Raw genomic sequence first — 17,327 nt, 5'->3', positions numbered from 1 at the left:
ATGAAGCGCATCCCGCACAGCATCTACTCGACGGCGTTCAACGTCGCGTACCTCGCCCTCGGCGTGAACGCCATGCTCGCCATCATGAGCCTGCCGTTCCTCGTGCTGCTCGTGACGACGGACCCATCGCTGTCGTGGCCGCTGCTCGCGGCGAGCGCGGCACTCACGGGCCCGGGCATCGCCGGTGCATTCGCGACCTTCCGCGCGCATGCCGAGGGCGACAGTGACGTGATCCGCGCGTTCCTCCGCGGTGTTCGCCGCACCTGGAAGCGTGCACTCGTGATCTCGGCGGTCACCTCCGCCGTCGTCACGGTCGCACTCGTGGACGTGTTCGTCCTCGTTCCCACCGGCATCGGCGTCCTCATCGTCCCGCTGCTGGCCGTCGTCGCCATCCTGACGCTCGCGACCGCAGCGGTGTCGCTCGTCGCCATCACGCAGGCCGACGACACGCGCCTGCTCGTGCTGGTGCGCGCATCCCTCTTCCTCGCCGTGCGCCGCTGGCCGATGACCTTCGCGTCCTTCGCGATCGTCGCCGTCCAGGCCGCGGTGCTCACCGCGGCCCCGGCCATCGCCATCGGGCTCTCGGCCGCCGCCTGCCTCTACGTCGTCTGGGCTGGCGGCCGCTACACCCTGCAGCAGACCCCGGCACACGCCGCGGCCTGACGGACACCACGAACTCACTCGAAGGAATTCCCATGACTTTCGCGCCCGCATCCACGACCGTGGAGAACGCGCTGGCAGCGGCCACCGAAACCGTCCGACGCAACATCGTCGCGTTCGGCGCCGCCTACCCTGACGACACGACCACCGACGGCTGCTACCTGCTGCGACCCGCGACCGAGGCATTCGCCGAGGGAGCCAACCGCGGTTGGACCACGAGCTTCTGGCCGGGCATGATGTGGCTCGCCGGCGATGTCACCGGCGACGCGGCCTTCCACGAAGCCGCCCTCGCGCACGCCGCCGACTTCGAGCGTCGCCTCTACGGGGACGAGGACCTCGAGACCCACGACCTCGGATTCCTCTACTCGCTCTCGGTCGTCACCGCGTGGAAGCAGACCGGCGATGAGCGCTGGCGCACCGCCGGGATCAAGGCGGGGGAGCGGCTCATGACGCGCTTCCTCGAGCCTGCCGGGATCCTGCAGGCCTGGGGGGACCTCAGCGACCCAGCGCAGCGTGGCCGCGCCATCATCGACAGCCTCATGAACATGCCGCTGCTCACGTGGGTCGGCGAGCAGACGGGCGACCCACGGTACGCGGATGCGGTCCGCCGCCACACGGAGCAGCTGCGCACGCAGATCTTCCGTGCCGACGACTCCACGTTCCACACGTTCTACTGGGACGCGGAGACCGGCGAGCCCCTGCGCGGCGGCACCGAGCAGGGCGCGTTCGACGAGTCGTGCTGGGCGCGCGGGGAAGCCTGGGGCATCTACGGCTTCGCGCTGAACTCGCAGGCCGTTGGCGACCCGAGGCAGCTCGAGGCTGCCTGGAGGTGCGCCGACTACTACCTCGCGCACCTGCCGAGCGACGGCATCCCCTACTGGGACCTCGTCTACACCGAGGGCAGCGACGCTCCCCGCGACAGCTCCGCCGCCGCGATCGCCGCCTGCGGGTTCTTCGAGCTCGCCGCGGTCGAGCCGGACCCCGAGCGGTCGGCGCGCGCCCGCGCAGCCGCGCACGCGCAGCTCGACGCGCTCATCGCCGAGGCCATGCCGCGGCCGGCCGAGTCATCTGACGCGCTCCTCCTGCACGGGGTGTACGACATGCCGAAGCTCGTGGGCGTCGACGAGGGAACACTCTGGGGCGACTACTTCTTCCTGGAGGCGCTGACGCGCGCGTCGCGTCCCGACTGGCAGCGGTACTGGTGAGCGGGGGAGCAGGCGCATGAGAATCGTCACCTGGGATCGTGCCGGGCAGAGCGTGCCCGCGGCCCTCGTCGAGTCGCCAGAGGGTGATCGGCTCCTCGACCTGGCCGGTCTCGTCGCATCGACACTCGAGCTGCTCTCCGACGAGCAGCTGCTCGCGGATGCACGCGCCGCGGTCGCGTCGGCCGACGTCAGTGGCCTGCCGCTGCGCGACGGGGAGCGACTGCTCTCGCCCGTGACGCCGCGGGTGCTGCTCTGCGTCGGCTACAACTACCGCGGCCATGTGGTCGCGGGCGGGGAGGGACAGCCTGACCCCGAACGCCCCGACGTGTTCGTGAAGACCGCGAACACGCTGCTCGGACCAGACGACGCCGTCACTCTGCCCCCACAGAGCAGCGACGTGGACTACGAGGGCGAGATCGGTCTGGTCATCGGACGGGCGGCGCACGCCGTGTCCGCCGAGGACGCGCTGGCGCACGTCGCCGGCTACACCCTCGTCAACGACGTGTCTGCCCGTGACTGGCAGAACCGCACCAGCCAGTGGACGCTCGGGAAGTGCTTCGACGGCTTCGCGCCGCTCGGACCCGCCATCGTGACGGCGGACGAGATCGACGACCCCGCAGACCTGCTCGTCGAGGTCATCCGGGACGGCGAGACGACCGTGTCGCAGAGCACGTCGACCCTCATCTTCCCGTTCGCGGAGCTCGTCTCGTACATCTCGCAGTCCATCACGCTCCAGCCGGGTGACGTCATCGCGACGGGCACCCCGCAGAAGCTGCCGGATGCACTCCGCGACCACCGCGCCGTCGCCGACGGCGACTCGGTGCGCATCCGAGTCGAGGGGATCGGCGAGCTCACGACGGTGTTCGCGAGCTAGGTCGTCTCGGCGGCACGGGAGATCACGCGAAGGTCCCGGCAGCGAGGCTCACGCCGCCGATGACGACGCTCAGGCTGCCCAGCGTCGCCAGGATCACGCTGAGCGCCTGCAGCCTGCGCTTCGAGGAGTCCTGCCGTCGAGCTGCGAGCACCGCCGTCACGATCGTGAGCGCGAAGAGCGCAGCACCGCAGGCGAGGAGCATCCACCCGACGAGCTGCAGGACCGTGTCTGGCTGGTGAACCACGCCGCGACCGTCGCCTGTCCGGCCTACGCCGACGACGGGCGGTCGGCGGCGCGTGCATCGGGGGATGGGCCGCGGGGCGTGGTGGGGGACACCGGCACTCCTTCGTGGTGAGGCCAACAAGCCTAGGCGCGGCCCTCTTCTCGAGAGAAAGGTTCTCGAGGTGAAAGGCGAGGTGAAATCGGCGTGAATGCACACAGAACCGAGATCTGCCGTGGAGCATGATGACGTCATGCGCGTCTCTCCAGCAGCTCTGCTCCTCGTCGTGAGTGTGTTCGTCCTCAGCGGATGCGCGCAGGGCGGGGTGGTGGAATACACCGGGTCGTACGTGCCCCTCCCGCCGACAAACGGCACCTTCGACTACCAGCTCGGCGAGCCGTACGAGATCGACGGTGGCCTCGACGTCGTCGCCCGAGACTCCACTGCCGCCCCCGACTCCGGGGCGTACAGCATCTGCTACGTGAACGGCTTCCAGACGCAGCCCGGGGAATCTGCCACCTGGCTCGACGAACGCAGCGAGCTGCTGCTCCACGACGACGCCGGTCAGCCGGTCGTCGACCCGGACTGGCCCGACGAGTACATCCTCGACCCGTCGACGGCCGAGCAGCGCGACGGCATCCTCGCCGTGATGGCCCCGATCATCACGGGCTGCGCCGAGTCGGGCTTCGACGCCGTCGAGATCGACAACCTCGACACCTTCACGCGCTTCGACGCGTCCACGAGCGGTGGGGGAGCCGGCATCGACGAGAGAGGGGCGCTCGAGCTCGCGGCGGCCTACGTCGAAGCCGCCCACACTGCTGGCCTCGCGATCGGGCAGAAGAACGCGGCAGAGCTCGCCGATCGCGGCCGAGCCGAGCTGGGCTTCGACTTCGCCGTCGCGGAGGAGTGCGGTGTGTACGGGGAATGCGCCGCGTACTCGAGCGCCTACGGCGATCTCGTCCTGCAGATCGAGTACACCGATGCTCTCGCAGGAACACCTGAGGAGGTCTGCGCTGACGACAGCCGCGCTCCGCTCACGGTCATCCGCGACCGTGATCTCCTCGCACCGGATGTGCCGGACTACTTCCGGATGCAGTGCTGAGTCCTCCTCCGCGCCTGGAGGTCAGTCCCCGTCGGGGGAGTCCCTCAGACCAGGGCCGACCCCGACGCGTTCTCGGAAGCGTCCTCAGACGAGCTCTCCGGCCCATCCTCCGAGGTCGGCTGTGCGCCCTGGACTCCTCCGGTCTGCGCCTCGGCCTGACCTGACTCTTCTGCGCTTGCCCGGCGGAACATGCGGAGATTCCTGAACCCGCTGTAGGCGGCTGCGGCCTTCAGGTCCTGCACCGTCGGGTCGCCTGTTCCGAGGAAGTCCTCCGCCAACGCGAGACGGGTCTCGCGCAGGAGCCTCGCGGGCGTCGTGCCCGTCTCCCTGAACACCCTGTGCAGGTGCGACTGCGAGATGCCCAGCTGCTGGCCGAGATCGACCACCGAGAAGTTCGCGTCGTGGGCCTGCTCCGCGATCAGCCGGTGCGCGCGCATCAGCAGGGTCTTCGAGGGGCCGGCCACGGTGCTCTCGCGAATCGACGAGCGCAGCACGGCGATCACCAGGTTCTCGATCGCGGTCCGCCAGGCGGGGAACCCCGGGTTGTCCTCGTCGATCGAGCCGTCAAGCGATGCCATGGCGGCGCTGGTCAGGACCTTGCGCAGGTGCGCGTTCGGTGTGCGCGGGCCGGTGTAGTTGAGCTCGTTCCCGAGCACCGCCTTGATCTTCGACCGTCGGATCCCGAACAGAAGTCGAGTCGAGGCGTCCGAGGATTCGACGCGCATGGGCTCCGAGGACTCGTGGACGTAGAACGGCGACGGCACGGAACCCTCGGACTCGTTCTGACCGTTCAGCCTCGACGTGCCGCGCATCGCGAAGCTCAGGAAGACCAAGCCGTTGTCGTCCTGGGGGCGCGGCTTGATCTGGACCACCATCGGGGTCACCCAGATGCGGCCGATGACGATCGTGGGGCACGTCGCGAGGTCGGCGAAGATCTTCACTTCGCCGTCCGCTGAGACGACCTGGAGGCCACGTGACTGGAGCCAATCGACGGCCCTCTCACCACGAAGTGCGACATCGAGCTCCGAGATCACGCCTGTCATCTCCTTTCCGACTCACATCACGGCGGGCTTCGGTGGAACGGGGAGAACCCCTGCTGTGACCGCGGAAGGATCTGCGGGTTGAACGAAGCTGTATCGAGTCTCACTCTTTGCCGCATCACCAGAAAATACGTCGCACTTTTCGGCGGGAGATGCCATGTTCTGGCGATTGTCGTGGACTGCTGCTCGGGTCTCGCGACGGAGACGTGCTTCAGTCCCGAGCATGTGCCTCGGACATGTTGGTGTTCGCAGACTCGGGCGGATTCGGTGATGCGTGGATCCGGATGCGGAGACGCAGATCGCCCCGCGCATCCAGTCGGATGCGCGGGGCGAGGAGGCGGAGCGGCCCTGTTATCGCCCGGTGGGCTGGTACTCGCTGACGGTGTCGGTCACGAGGTGCTTCTTGAGCTCCCCGATGCTGACCGTGTCGAGGAATACGACCGACTGGTCGCCGACCATGCCGGTGCCGTTGGTCGGCAGGGTGAAGCTGCGCACGTTGCTCCCGCGGATGTCCCGCATCGAGAGGCCGAGGTTGAGCATGGTCTGCAGGTCGAAGGTGCTGTCGACCGCGATGAAGGGGGAGAACTTCGTGATGATCTCCTGCACCTTGCCCGGGTTCGTCAGGGTCTCCGCCGTGAGCATCTTGTCGAGCACCGCCTTGACCCAGGCCTGCTGGTTCCGCACGCGCTGGTAGTCGCCGTCGGTGAAGGCGTAGCGCTCTCGCACGAAGGCGAGCGCTTCATCGCCCGTCAGCGTGATGGGCCCGGCCTCGAAGGTCTTGCCCTGCATGTGCGACGAGTTGAAGGCGACGTCGTTGTTGATGGTGACGCCACCGAGCGCATCCGTGATGCCCGCGAAGCCGTCGAAGTCGACCACCCCGACGTGGTCGATGCGGAGTCCGAGCAGGCCCTCGACCGTCTGGACGACGAGCGGCACGCCACCGAAGGACAGCGCCGCGTTGATCTTGGCCTCGCCGTGGCCCGGGATCGCGAGCCAGCTGTCGCGCATGATGGAGATGACCTGCACGTCGCTGCGATCGGCGGGGATGTGCACGAGCATCATCGTGTCGCTGCGGCTGCCGAGGTCGGTCATGATCGATGTGCTCCCGCTGACGCGCGAGTCACTTCCGAGCAGGAGGATGTTCATGGGCGAGCCCGCCTCGGTGACGACCTGCTCCGGGCGTCCCTCGTAGTCTCCGGGGAGGGCGTCATCGATCTTCTCGATGTTGTTGAACGCCTGGTTCACGTTCCACCAGATGATGCCGGCACCTGCCACTGCGACGATGAGGACGCCCACGAGTGTCCACAGCAGGATCTTCGGCCCACGACGCTTCTTCTTGCCGTGCTCGCGTGCCGCGCGGCGTGTGCCGCCGGAACCGCTATCAGCCTCGTGCTCGAAGAGATCTGTGAGGGCGTCGTCGTCGCTTCGAGGGCGCGACGAAGGCTGTCCTGGGGTCTGCTCCATGCAGGCGAGTATGACACGGCGCAAGTTTCGAGCACGAGTCGGGCCGAGCGATGTCGCGCTTCCCTGAAATGAAACCCAAATGCACAACAAGTGTGTTTCGGTCAGGAAAACACGCCAGAGATGCGGAAAAAATACCTGGGTGACCCTTTTGTTATGCGGGAACGTTGAGATAGTCTCAGCTAGCACCCAGGATCTCTACGATGAGCCCACAGGCCCATACAGAGCGTGGCCCGTGGCCACGGAGACCCGAAGCGCATTCCCGGAACCGACGCGGTCTGCGCACCAAGAAGTACTCATCTCTTATTGGAGCACACGTGACGCCACCCACCTCAGGGCCCGCTACCTCGCAGATCCCAGTCGCAACCGCGACTGACGATTCGCGAGACAGTGACATGCTGCCCTCGGTCGAACCGCACTTCGCGCAGACCTCCTCAGAACAGAACGCTCGGGTCCAGCGAAGCAACAAACGCCGCGCCAACTGGCGCCAGGGGTACGCGCAGCTCCTCGTCCTGACCGACCTCGCCATTCTGGCAGTCGTCATGGTGGGAGCCCAGCTCGTCTGGCTCGGCGGCGGCAACGCGGCCGTTCCCGCCGGCGGCAGCGGCTTCATCAGCAGCGAAGTGTCCTACTGGCTCGTCTCAACCGTCATCGTCGTCGGCTGGGCCTGGATGCTCTCCCTCTTCGACACCCGTGACTACCGCATCCTGGGCTCAGGGTTCGAGGAGTACCGCGGCATCTTCAACGCCTCGCTCATGCTCGCGGGAATCGTCTCGATCTTCGCCTACCTCTCGGCATTCGAGCTTGCCCGTGGATACGTGCTCATCGCCTTCCCGGTCGGCACCGTCGCGCTCCTCCTCTCCCGCTGGATCGGTCGCCAGTGGCTCGTACGCCAGCGCAAGGGCGGAAACCTGCAGGCACGTGTGCTGCTCGTCGGCTCGCGCTACTCGGTGCTCGACCTCAACCGCGACCTCTCGCGTCGTGAAGCCGCCGGCTACAACGTCGTCGGCGCCTGCCTCATCGACGGCAAGAGCGGCGAGCTCGACCCCAACTCTCCCGACTTCCTGCCGGGAACGGATGTCCCCATCGGCGGCAACCCGGAGGACCTGGCAGGCTCGCTCGACGCCATCGGCGCCGACACCGTCGTCATCGCAGGCAACGACGTCACCTCGACGCAGTGGCTTCGCGAAGTCGGCTGGGACCTCGACCCGGACCGCCACTTCCTCATCGTCGCGCCAGGCCTGCTCGACGTGGGTGGCCCGCGCATCGTCACGCGCCCGGTCGCCGGCCTGCCGCTGCTGCACGTCGACTCCCCGAAGTTCACGCGCATGGGGCTCCTGCTCAAGCGCGCCTTCGACATCCTCGTCTCCGGCCTCCTCATCCTCGTCCTCTCGCCCCTCCTGGTCGGAACGGCGATCGCCGTGGCCGTCACCTCGCCTGGCGGCGTGTTCTTCAAGCAGGAGCGCGTTGGCTACAGCGGCGGCCGGTTCACGATGTGGAAGTTCCGCAGCATGCGAGCCGACGCCGAAGAGGTGCTGAAGAAGCTGCAGAGCGAGCGCCGCGACGCGGGCAACGACATCCTCTTCAAGATGAAGGACGACCCTCGCATCACGAAGGTCGGCAAGTTCATCCGTCGCTACTCGATCGACGAGCTCCCGCAGCTGTTCAACGTCTTCGGCGGCTCCATGTCGCTGGTCGGCCCCCGTCCGCCGCTGGACCGAGAGGTCAAGCAGTACGAAGACCACGTGCACCGTCGCTTCATGGTGAAGCCCGGCATCACGGGCCTCTGGCAGGTGAGCGGACGCTCCAACCTGACCTGGGAGGAGACGGTGCGCCTCGACCTCTACTACGTCGAGAACTGGTCCATGGCCGGCGACTTCGTCATCCTCTTCCGCACGGCTCGTGCAGTCGTCGCCAGCGAGGGCGCCTACTAGGGCGAATCACGCACAGTGAGCAGCGGCGACCCACCAGGTGGGTCGCCGCTGCTTCTTTGTGTGCGCCGGTCTGTTGCACGCAGTGGATCTCAGCCGAACAGTAGGCTGGCGGGATGGATCAGGCGATAGGCGATCAGCGTCGTGAGAGCGAGCAGCTCTTCGAGGCCGTGATCACCCCGGCGCCTGCTCTGGCCCTCGTCCGCGACGATGAGAGCGGAGACCTGACCGTCCTGTCGCTCGTCGACACGAGCTGCAAGCCGCTGGTGCTCAGCGGGACGGCGGCCGTCATCTGGGACGAGCTCGACGGCGTCCGCTCGCTGAAGCTCATCGTGCGCGAGCTCTCGGCCGACTACGGGCTCGACGAGCAGGTCATCGGTGAGCAGGTGCTCGGCTTCGTGACGCAGCTGCTGGACGCCCACCTGCTGCAGATCCTCGACTCGCACACCTCCGCGTAGCAGTCGCGACGTACGCCGTCAGCATCGGGGTGGCCGACGCCGCTAGCGCTTGTCGAACGCCTTGAGATCGCGCCTGGCCTGCACAAGACCGTGCAGCCCTCGGCTCGCTCGCTTCCACCAGGCCCTGACGACGCTGATCGTGCCGTTGCGCAGCTCGGGGTCGATGGCCGCGAGATCCGCGCGAGAGGGGAAGAACGCGCGGGCCGCGATGCCCGGCTTCTCGAGGAGGGGAGCCCGCTGCAGCTTGAGCATCCAGCCCGTCATCGCGTGCTCAGCCTTGGCGTTGAGACGCCACAGGCGCAGCGCCTCGCTGGCGTTCGAGTTCGGGACGAGCGGGACATCGTGTCCGAGGTCTGTGAGGAAGCGTCGCGCGGTCTGCGTCGAGTCCGTTCCGACCGCGTCCTGCAGGATCTGCTCCGTGAGGGACGCGGTCGAGCGCGCGTCCGAGACGAACTGCGTGTCGGAGCCATCCATCTTCTTCAGCGCGCTGACGAGCTCGCTGTACTCGGTCATCTGGCGGGAGTCCGCTGAGACCTGGCCCTCCTCGCGGAGGGAGTGCAGCGCGAGGACGAGGGCGCTGCCCGCCCGATCGGGAGTGTCGATGGGGTGGCCGGCCACGGTGACCTGGATGTGGTGCGCCCACAGGCGATCGAATGCCTCCTGCGGCCTGCCGAGGAAACCAGGCCAGTAGTGATGCACGTCGATGTCGTTCGGCCAGGACTCGTGGATGAGGGTGCGCGAGTGCTGCTCGAGCAGCTTCGGGAAGTCGGGCCAAGGGCGAGGGCGCCACCCGTACGCCTGGAGCGCTTCGATGAGGTCCTTCGCGCGGCCGGGCTCGACGATGATGTCGACGTCGGTGGAGTACCGGCGTGTGCGCAGTCCGAGATCGGCGGAGATCGGCCCCTTGATGACGAGCATGCGGATGCCCTGCTCGCGGGCGACATGCTGCGTGAGCGCCGTCGACAGCGCGACTCCATCGTTCACCGAGAACGCGATGGTCGCGGCGTCCGGGGACGCGGCTGCTGCGGTCACTGGGGTCCTTAGATCTGCGTCGCGAGCCGAGAGAACTCGTAAGAGCGAGCATATCGAGGTCTGCGAGTGTGTGGGCGTGCACTTCCGAGGCGTCGGACGGCACGTTCGGACCGCCTCGAAGGTGTGCTCGAAGCCTCCCTTTCGGGCGACAGCTCGAGGCGCGGGAATGGGGAGTGCTCCCCTGAGCCGTCCCAGGCCGCGCCTGCTTGGTACAGTTGCCAGCATGACGAGAACACTGCGCCTGAATCCACTTGGCGTAGACGTAGAACTTCGCCTCGATGAGAGCATCTCGGCGGAGTTCGAGGCGGATCTGCGGGAGTCCTGGGCCGACGTGACGGGCCAGCCCGGGGAAGGTGAGCCTGACGAATCACATCGTCTTGCGCTCGCTCCCTTGAGTGAACCCGAGGCGACCGACGTGGTGAGCGGTTCGGCAGCCGATCTGGCCTCGCAGATCTCGACCACGGTGACGCTCGACGCGATCGAGCACAACGGCGGTCGCCTCGTGATGCTCCACGCGGCGGGTGTCGCGCTCGACGACGGTCGGGTCATCGCGTTCGTCGGTCCTTCTGGGCGCGGCAAGACGACCCTCGCGAAGACCCTCGGCCGCGAATTCGGCTATGTCACCGACGAGACCCTCGCCGTCGACTTCGACGGCACCGTCCTGCCGTACCGCAAGCCGCTCTCGGTCATCGTCGACTCGGCTCGGCCCAAGGCGCAGCTCTCGCCCGCGAAGCTCGGGCTGCGCCCCCTCCCGCAGGCGCCGCTCAAGATCGCCGCGATCGTGCTCCTGCACCGTGTCGACGAGCACGAGCTCGTCGACGGCCCGCAGCTCTCGCCAGTGGCGACCGGCAGTGCGATCGGCTCGATGGTCCCGGAGCTGAGCTACCTGCCCGCCCTGCCGGATCCGCTGGTGCAGCTTGCGGAGCTCATCGACGCCACCGACGGCGTGCGACGGGTCACGTATTCAGAGGCCTCGCAGGTCGTTGCGCTGGTCCCCGAGATCCTCGCCGCTCAGGGCGACCTCCAGCCGTGGACATCGGGTCACAGCGTGGCAGACACGAGGACACCCTCGGCCACCGTCCGAGAGGACTCCTACCGACGCGCCTCTGGCGTCCACTGGCTGCTGTTCGAGAACGAGGCGGTCACGCTCGAATCGCGCATCGTCAGGCAACTGGCCGGCATCGCGCCTGGTCTGTGGGAGCTTCTCGGCGACTGGACGACCCTCACGAGCCTCACGGCTGCGCTCATCGAGCAGTACGGTGAGGTCCCGGACGCGCGTCACCTGGTGCAGGTGGCCCTCGAAGGTCTCGTGGAGGCGAATCTCGTCGAACGCGTGCAAGCCGCGGTCGTCGGCAATACGGCGGGTCAGTGAGCGACGGCGACCTCGCGGACGCCCCTGGCAGACGGGCGCCGCGATCGCGGTTGCGACGTGTGACGTCGCATCCGCTCTTCCATCTCGTCGCCGCGTTCGCGGTCCTCGCGCTCGTGCAGGCGTTCTTCGTCAAGGTGTACGCCATCCCGTCCGCCTCCATGGACGACACGCTCGCCGTCGGCGACCGCATCCTGGTCAATCGCCTCGCGTACCTGGGTGACGCTGAACCGATCACGGGTGACATCGTCGTGTTCGCGGCCTCTGACACGTGGGACGAGGCGCCGCCCGAGGCTCCCAGCGATCCGCTGCGATTCGCCGCACGCGTGGTGGGGGAGGTCTTCGGCATCGGCCAGGGCTTCTCGCACATCCTCGTGAAGCGCGTCATCGCGACCGGAGGTCAGACGATGGCGGTCGACCCGGCGACAGGTGGCATCGTCGTGGACGGAACCGCGCTCGACGAGAGCTCCTACGTCGACCTCGACTTCGAGTTCGTGCCAGGCACGCTCGACTGCTCCACGTCTCCGGCCTCGTTGCGCTGCTTCGACGAGTTCACCGTGCCGGAAGGCCAGATCGTGGTCCTCGGAGACAACCGCACCAACTCCTCCGATTCGCTCGCCGCGTGCCGAGGCGGGGGAGTGGACGCCTCCTGCCTGCGCACGGTCCGCGACGACGACGTGGTGGGCGAGGTCTTCTCCATCGTGTGGCCGCTTCCGCGGTTCGGCGCCGTCTGACCCGTCAGCGGCCCGGCGCGGTGGGGCGCGGCATCTGCTGCCGTTTCGTGCCCCACTTGCGCCAGAATCTCCCTTTCGCGTGAGCGGTATCCGCGTTCGCAGCACAATGGACGTGCTGTCGCGATGCTGGCGCCTGGGGGCACCGGCCGCCGCTTCGCGGCGCAGGTCGGGTCTCGTGTCTGGGGAGACGCGTCCCGGCCCAGACGCTTCCAGCTCGGCCCCCTGCGCTGGAAGCACAGCGCCCGACCCGCCTCGTGCGGGTCGGGCGCTTCGTCGTCTCGTGGGTTGCCGGACGCTGCCGGGTCGGCGACCTAGCTGACGCGCTGCTGGATGGGGAAGAGCGCCCCTTCGACCTCCGGGCCCGCTGCCGCCTGACGGACGAGCCAGTCAGAGTGTCGCTGCGAGTAGATGCCGAGGCCGATGCCGATGGCGATGAAGGTCGGGAGGGTGATGAACACCTCTCCGAGGCGGAACGAGCAGAGCAGGATGACGATCGTCGCGGCCTCGACGATGCGGGCTTCAGGCGTCTGCTTGCCCTTCCCCAGGAACTGGAATCCAGCGAACGCGAGGAGCGCGAGGATGGCGAGCAGGAAGGCGTAGCCGCCCTCCGTGATGAGGCCCCAGTAGGAGTTGTGGAAGAACCAGACATCCCCGGCGACCTCGGTGGTCGCCTCTCCGAGTCCGTGGCCGTACCAGGGCGCAGCCAGTGTCTTCTCGAGCGATGCGGCATCGATTCGGTCGCGCAGCTCGTCTGATCCGGAACGTGCGGCGTAGGCGCCGACCTGCGAGAGGTTGTTCTCTGCATAGAAGAACCCGCCGAGCAGCACTCCGGCGAGGACGACGCGGAAGAACGGGCCGAGGAAGCGCGCGAGGACCAGCCAGATGATGGCTGCGGCAAGTGCGGCCATCGAGGTCCGAGAGTCGGTCAGCACCACTGCCCCCAGGCCGAGGCCGGTGAGGGCGATTCGGGTCCAGAGGCGCCTGTAGATCAGGAAGAGGAGCACGGTCATGATCGCGTACGTGAATCCGGCGACGTTCTTGTCGTTGAGGAAGCCGGTGAGGAGCCCGCCGTAGGTGTCCGGGGCGAGCCCTGCGTAGAAGAGCGGGATGTTGGCGAGCAGCCCGACCGAGAATCCCTTGAGGCCCGAGACGATGTCGATGCGTCCGCTGGCGATGAAGCCGGCCAGGAAGAACAGGATGAGGATTCGGCCGAGGCGGGTGATGTCTGCCTGATTCGGGCCCGTCGCGATCGCCACGATGACGAGGAACGTGACGAGGAGGACGCTGATCGCCGCGAACCAGGTCGTGCCGCTCAGCTGCCTGGTGGGCCGGCGGAAGGCGGCGACGGCGACGAGGAGCAGTCCGGCGACGTCGTTCACGGGGAGCCCGATGCCGGGTGTCGCGATGCGGACGACGAAGAACATCATCAGCACGGCATCGATGATGCGAGTGCTGCCGACGGCAAAGATGGAATCTCGAACGAAGTCCGGAGTTTTGCTGATGGCCCCTGCCAACGGAGAATGCTCTGTCACGTTCCGATGCTACGGTGTTTGCCGGTGCTGTCCAACAGCGCCGCTGCAGAGCGGTTCCGGGGGGAAGCGATTCTGCGGGATCGTTGCTCCTCGGCCACAGGGCTGAGCCGGCCTGCATAGAATGTGGGGAGTCGGGTTTCTGGAATTCCAGGATCCGCATTCGGGGAATCTGCATTTCACCTCCCATTGGTGGCCAATGAACGAAAACCGAGGTGGTGGAATGCGCGCGACTGGCTCTCCGCGTCCCCGCGTCGCGATCGCCCACGACTACATCACGCAGCGCGGAGGCGCCGAACGTGTTGTGCTCTCCCTCAGCCGAGCGTTCCCCGAGGCGCAGGTCTTCACGACGCTCTACGAGCCGGAGACGACGTTCCCCGAGTTCCGCGACATCGACATCGTCACGTCCCCGCTGAACAAGGTCGGGCCGCTCCGGAGAGACCACCGCAAGGCGCTGCCGCTCCTGGCGGCCGCGAGTTCCGGCATGCACATCGACGCCGACGTCGTCATCGCATCGACAACCGGGTGGGCGCACGGCTTTCGAACCACCGGAAGAACGATCGCGTACTGCCATTCGCCCGCCCGCTATCTCTACCTGAGCGACCAGTACCTCGGCGGCGCTGGCCGTCTCTCCCCTGCGCGAATGGGCCTGCGCATGCTCACGCCGTTCCTCAAGCGCTGGGACCAGAAGGCGGCAGCCAGCGTCGATACCTACCTCACGAACTCGTCCATCGTGCAGCAGCGAGTCTCCGATGTGTACGGGCGTTCGTCAGAGCTGCTCTTCCCACCGCACAGCGTCGACATCAGCGGGCCGAGAACCGCAATGCCAGAACTCGCTGACTTCGTCGGCGGCGGTGGGCACCTCCTGCTCGTGTCGCGCCTGCTTCCCTACAAGAACGTGGACGCCGCGATCCGAGCCGTGGCGGGCCTGCCGAACGAGCGCCTCGTCATCGTCGGCGACGGTCCCCAGCGGGCTGAGCTGTCGGCGATGCTGCCGGACAACGTCCGCCTCGTCTCCGGCATCAGCGACGAGCACCTTCGCTGGCTGTACGCCAGGAGCCGCGCGCTGATCGCGCCATCGCATGAAGACTTCGGACTGACCGTGATCGAGGCGGCGGCGTGGGGCAAGCCCAGCATCGCCCTCCGGGCCGGCGGGTACCTCGACACCGTGCGCGAAGGGGCAACTGGACGCTTCTTCGACGTGCCGACCGCCGCCGCGATCGCGGACGCCGTCGCGGCCTCGCGCTTCCAGGTCTGGGACGTCGCGGCCATCAAGGCCCACGCCCACGGATTCTCCGAACAGGCATTCGCGCGGCGGCTGCACGAACTCGTCGACGAAGCGGCCACGCGCCGTGGGGAGAAGTGACATGCGCGTGTCGCGCGATGCCGCATCCCTGGACCGCATGAACGGCCAGCGGATGGCGTTCGGTGCGTCCAGTTGTTACTGTGAGTTGTCCTCGCGCACGGGTCTCATGCCCGTGCGCGGAATGTTGTGTCTAGGAGAGGCGTACGCGCTGTGACGGTACTCGATTTCTTGCGTCTCACCGGCAAGAGCTGGAAGATCCTCGCTATCGGGGTCATCGTCGGGCTGCTGGCCGCGTTCGGCTACACGCAGATCCAGCCGAAGGTCTACGAAGCCGACTCCGCAGGATTCGTCATCGCCGGCAGCTCCGGAGAGTTCTCGTCCATCGACGGCTCGGAGCAGGCGATCACCAAGGCGAACTCGTACCTTCCCCTCATCACGAGCCAGCCCGTCTACGCCAAGATCGCCGAGAACCCCAACTCCGGACTCGCCGCGGGCGAGACGCTGACCGGTCGCCTCTCCGCGACGGTCGCACCCAACAGCAACCTCATCCAGGTCAGCGCCAGTGCCAGCACGCCTTCATCGGCGGTCGCCCTGGCCAACGGGGCGCTGCAGGCGATGGCCGACGTCATCACGGAGATCGAGACGCAGGTCGGGGGCGGAACCTCCGGAGTCACCGTCGTTCCCCTCCAGAACGCCGTCGAGCCAACGTCGCCGGTCAGCCCCAACCTCCGCAACAATCTCATCATCGGCGGCGCCATCGGCCTCGTGCTCGCCTACGCCTTCGCGCTCCTGCGTCGCTCGCTCGACGTCAAGGTCCGCGACTCGAAGGACCTCGCAACGGCCTCCGGCGCCGGAACGCTCGGTCGCATCCCGAAGTCGCCGCAGCTCATGGGCAAGAACCGGGGCACGAACGACGCCGACGCCATCGCCGCCGAGTCATTCCGGCGACTGCGCACGAATCTCCGCTTCGCGAGCGTCGACGAGGAGATCCGCTCCATCGTCGTGACCAGCGCCAACGCGGGTGAGGGCAAGTCGACCGTCGCGACCTCGCTCGCGCAGGTCCTGGCGCAGTCGAACACGCCGACGATCCTCATCGACGCGGACCTCCGTCGTCCGACCGTCGCGACCGTCCTCGGCATCGACGGCAAGATCGGTCTGAGCGAGGTGCTCAGCGGCCAGGTGTCGCTCGAGGATGCGCTCGTCGGCTCGAAGATCCCCGGGCTCTACGTACTGCCGTCCGGGCGCATCCCCCCGAACCCGTCGGAGATGCTCGGCTCGGAGGCGATGAAGTCCATCGTGAGCCTGCTCTCGAAGGACTACATCGTCGTCATCGACGCGCCCCCGCTGCTGCCCGTCACCGACGCCGCCGTGCTGTCCACGCGCGTCGACGGCGTCGTGCTCGTCGCCTCCGCGGGTCGTACCCGCCGCGAAGACGTGGCGGCTGCGCGCGACATGCTCAAGCAGGTGCACAGCCGCATGCTCGGAACGGTGCTCAACATGGTGCCCCCGCGCGACAGCGCAGACGGCTACGAGTACCGCCGCAACCGCAGCTACTACGTCACCGCAGACAAGAAGGGCATGCCGAAGTTCAAGGCGATCAAGGGGCACACCGACCCCTCGGAGCACTTCGGTGCCCAGCCTGACGTGGCCGCACCGCAGCGGGAGTCCCTCTCGCCCTCCCGCCCGGCCCAGCCGGCCACCGAGCAGGCTGCTCCTGTGCAGCCGCAGGCGGGCCCCGTCCCGTCCTCGGCTCCGACTGCCGTCGCAACCGAGCAGCCACAGAGCCGTCGATCGCGCAGAGGCGCTTAGTGCCGAGCCTGCTCTTCGTCTGCCACGCGAACATCGCGCGCTCGGCCGCGGCCGAGTTCCTCGCGCGTGCGCAGCTCGGGCCTGAGAGCGACTGGCAGGTGTCGAGCGCTGGCGTCCGTGCTCTCGTCGGCGAGGACATCGACCCGACGATCTCGGCGGCCGTCCGTGAGCTGGGCGTCGAGCCGACGCCCCACGCGGCGCGGCAGGTCGACGTCTCCATGCTGAAGGAGGCAGACCTGGTGCTCGCGTTCGAGGGTGCGCACCGATCGTGGATGCTCAGCGAGTCGCCCAAGGCCGTCCGAAACACCTTCACGATCCGCAGCGCGGCACGGCTGCTCGAGACCATTCCCCGGCGCGCGGCGCCGCTGCCATTCCTCGCGCATGTCAAGACCCCGCCGGGCGGCGACCTCGACTTCGCGGATCCGTACGGCCGCGGCCCCGCGGTGGCCAAGCAGGCAGTCGCCGAGATCGACGCCCTCCTGGCGACCATCCTCCCGGGCATCGACGCGATCGCACGGACTCCCCGTCTGCAAACGACCTGACCTCGAGGGAATGAACGTGGACATGTCACGCTGGCGCCGCGCGAGTGCGGGTTGC

General features: G+C 67.7%; 16 protein-coding genes. 11 read left to right on the top strand and 5 right to left on the bottom strand.

What is annotated here, in order from left to right:
• From ITJ61_RS08720 to ITJ61_RS08710, 3 genes are read left to right on the top strand one after another with little or no spacing between them, the layout of a single operon-like run.
• Window positions 1-663, top strand: coding sequence for a ferredoxin-NADPH reductase (locus tag ITJ61_RS08720; RefSeq protein ID WP_104240348.1), 663 nt, complete (start codon window positions 1-3; stop codon window positions 661-663).
• Window positions 664-695: 32 nt separating this feature from the next.
• Window positions 696-1,865, top strand: a complete 1,170-nt coding sequence (locus ITJ61_RS08715; protein WP_194685977.1) for a glycoside hydrolase family 88 protein — start codon at window positions 696-698, stop codon at window positions 1,863-1,865.
• A gap of 16 nt (window positions 1,866-1,881) precedes the next feature.
• A complete protein-coding gene (locus tag ITJ61_RS08710) occupies window positions 1,882-2,739 on the top strand; it encodes a fumarylacetoacetate hydrolase family protein (protein ID WP_194685976.1) in 858 nt (285 codons plus the stop codon).
• Window positions 2,740-2,761: 22 nt separating this feature from the next.
• Here the strand turns inward: ITJ61_RS08710 and ITJ61_RS08705 are convergent, their stop codons facing one another.
• On the bottom strand, window positions 2,762-2,983 hold the full coding sequence (locus ITJ61_RS08705) for a hypothetical protein (protein ID WP_194685975.1): 222 nt from the start codon (window positions 2,981-2,983) through the stop codon (window positions 2,762-2,764).
• Between the two features lie 229 nt (window positions 2,984-3,212).
• Here ITJ61_RS08705 and ITJ61_RS08700 point away from each other — a divergent pair, with 229 nt between their 5' ends.
• Window positions 3,213-4,061, top strand: a complete 849-nt coding sequence (locus ITJ61_RS08700) for an endo alpha-1,4 polygalactosaminidase (RefSeq protein WP_194685974.1) — start codon at window positions 3,213-3,215, stop codon at window positions 4,059-4,061.
• A 44-nt stretch (window positions 4,062-4,105) separates the two neighbouring features.
• Here the strand turns inward: ITJ61_RS08700 and ITJ61_RS08695 are convergent, their stop codons facing one another.
• Together ITJ61_RS08695 and ITJ61_RS08690 are read right to left on the bottom strand one after the other, a co-directional pair.
• Window positions 4,106-5,104, bottom strand: coding sequence for a helix-turn-helix domain-containing protein (locus ITJ61_RS08695; protein ID WP_104240352.1), 999 nt, complete (start codon window positions 5,102-5,104; stop codon window positions 4,106-4,108).
• Between the two features lie 348 nt (window positions 5,105-5,452).
• The gene (locus tag ITJ61_RS08690) at window positions 5,453-6,565 is read right to left on the bottom strand and encodes an LCP family protein (protein ID WP_104240353.1); all 1,113 of its coding nucleotides are present in this window, start codon (window positions 6,563-6,565) and stop codon (window positions 5,453-5,455) included.
• A gap of 314 nt (window positions 6,566-6,879) precedes the next feature.
• On the opposite strand from ITJ61_RS08690, the gene ITJ61_RS08685 reads away from it, so the two are divergent.
• Window positions 6,880-8,496 carry a sugar transferase gene (locus tag ITJ61_RS08685; protein ID WP_258063751.1) on the top strand — a complete coding sequence of 539 codons (1,617 nt, stop codon included), beginning with the start codon at window positions 6,880-6,882 and terminating at the stop codon, window positions 8,494-8,496.
• Window positions 8,497-8,609: 113 nt separating this feature from the next.
• Window positions 8,610-8,951, top strand: coding sequence for a PqqD family protein (locus ITJ61_RS08680; RefSeq protein WP_104240355.1), 342 nt, complete (start codon window positions 8,610-8,612; stop codon window positions 8,949-8,951).
• A 42-nt stretch (window positions 8,952-8,993) separates the two neighbouring features.
• Here the strand turns inward: ITJ61_RS08680 and ITJ61_RS08675 are convergent, their stop codons facing one another.
• The gene (locus tag ITJ61_RS08675) at window positions 8,994-9,983 is read right to left on the bottom strand and encodes a nucleotidyltransferase family protein (RefSeq protein ID WP_181059673.1); all 990 of its coding nucleotides are present in this window, start codon (window positions 9,981-9,983) and stop codon (window positions 8,994-8,996) included.
• A 223-nt stretch (window positions 9,984-10,206) separates the two neighbouring features.
• On the opposite strand from ITJ61_RS08675, the gene ITJ61_RS08670 reads away from it, so the two are divergent.
• Together ITJ61_RS08670 and lepB are read left to right on the top strand one after the other, a co-directional pair.
• Entirely contained in the window at window positions 10,207-11,355 is a 1,149-nt protein-coding gene (locus tag ITJ61_RS08670; RefSeq protein ID WP_181057731.1) for a hypothetical protein, read from the top strand.
• A 59-nt stretch (window positions 11,356-11,414) separates the two neighbouring features.
• Window positions 11,415-12,086: a signal peptidase I gene (lepB, locus tag ITJ61_RS08665; RefSeq protein ID WP_181059671.1), complete on the top strand. Its 672-nt coding sequence runs from the start codon at window positions 11,415-11,417 to the stop codon at window positions 12,084-12,086.
• Between the two features lie 311 nt (window positions 12,087-12,397).
• Here the strand turns inward: lepB and ITJ61_RS08660 are convergent, their stop codons facing one another.
• A complete protein-coding gene (locus ITJ61_RS08660) occupies window positions 12,398-13,618 on the bottom strand; it encodes an O-antigen ligase family protein (protein ID WP_146081143.1) in 1,221 nt (406 codons plus the stop codon).
• 220 nt (window positions 13,619-13,838) lie between these two features.
• Here ITJ61_RS08660 and ITJ61_RS08655 point away from each other — a divergent pair, with 220 nt between their 5' ends.
• From ITJ61_RS08655 to ITJ61_RS08645, 3 genes are all read left to right on the top strand, one after another.
• Window positions 13,839-14,981: a glycosyltransferase gene (locus ITJ61_RS08655; protein WP_104240360.1), complete on the top strand. Its 1,143-nt coding sequence runs from the start codon at window positions 13,839-13,841 to the stop codon at window positions 14,979-14,981.
• A gap of 150 nt (window positions 14,982-15,131) precedes the next feature.
• Window positions 15,132-16,730, top strand: coding sequence for a polysaccharide biosynthesis tyrosine autokinase (locus ITJ61_RS20285; RefSeq protein ID WP_194685973.1), 1,599 nt, complete (start codon window positions 15,132-15,134; stop codon window positions 16,728-16,730).
• Window positions 16,730-17,272 (top strand): hypothetical protein, encoded by a 543-nt coding sequence (locus ITJ61_RS08645; protein WP_181059669.1) that lies wholly within the window; start codon window positions 16,730-16,732, stop codon window positions 17,270-17,272. Before ITJ61_RS20285 ends, ITJ61_RS08645 begins: the two co-directional genes overlap by 1 nt.
• Window positions 17,273-17,327 lie beyond the last annotated feature (55 nt).

Source organism: Pseudoclavibacter sp. VKM Ac-2888 (assembly GCF_015351285.1).
In the GTDB taxonomy this organism is placed as follows: Bacteria; Actinomycetota; Actinomycetes; order Actinomycetales; family Microbacteriaceae; genus Pseudoclavibacter.
Note: the sequence above shows the minus strand (reverse complement) of the source record. Positions and strands in the feature narration are given on the sequence as shown.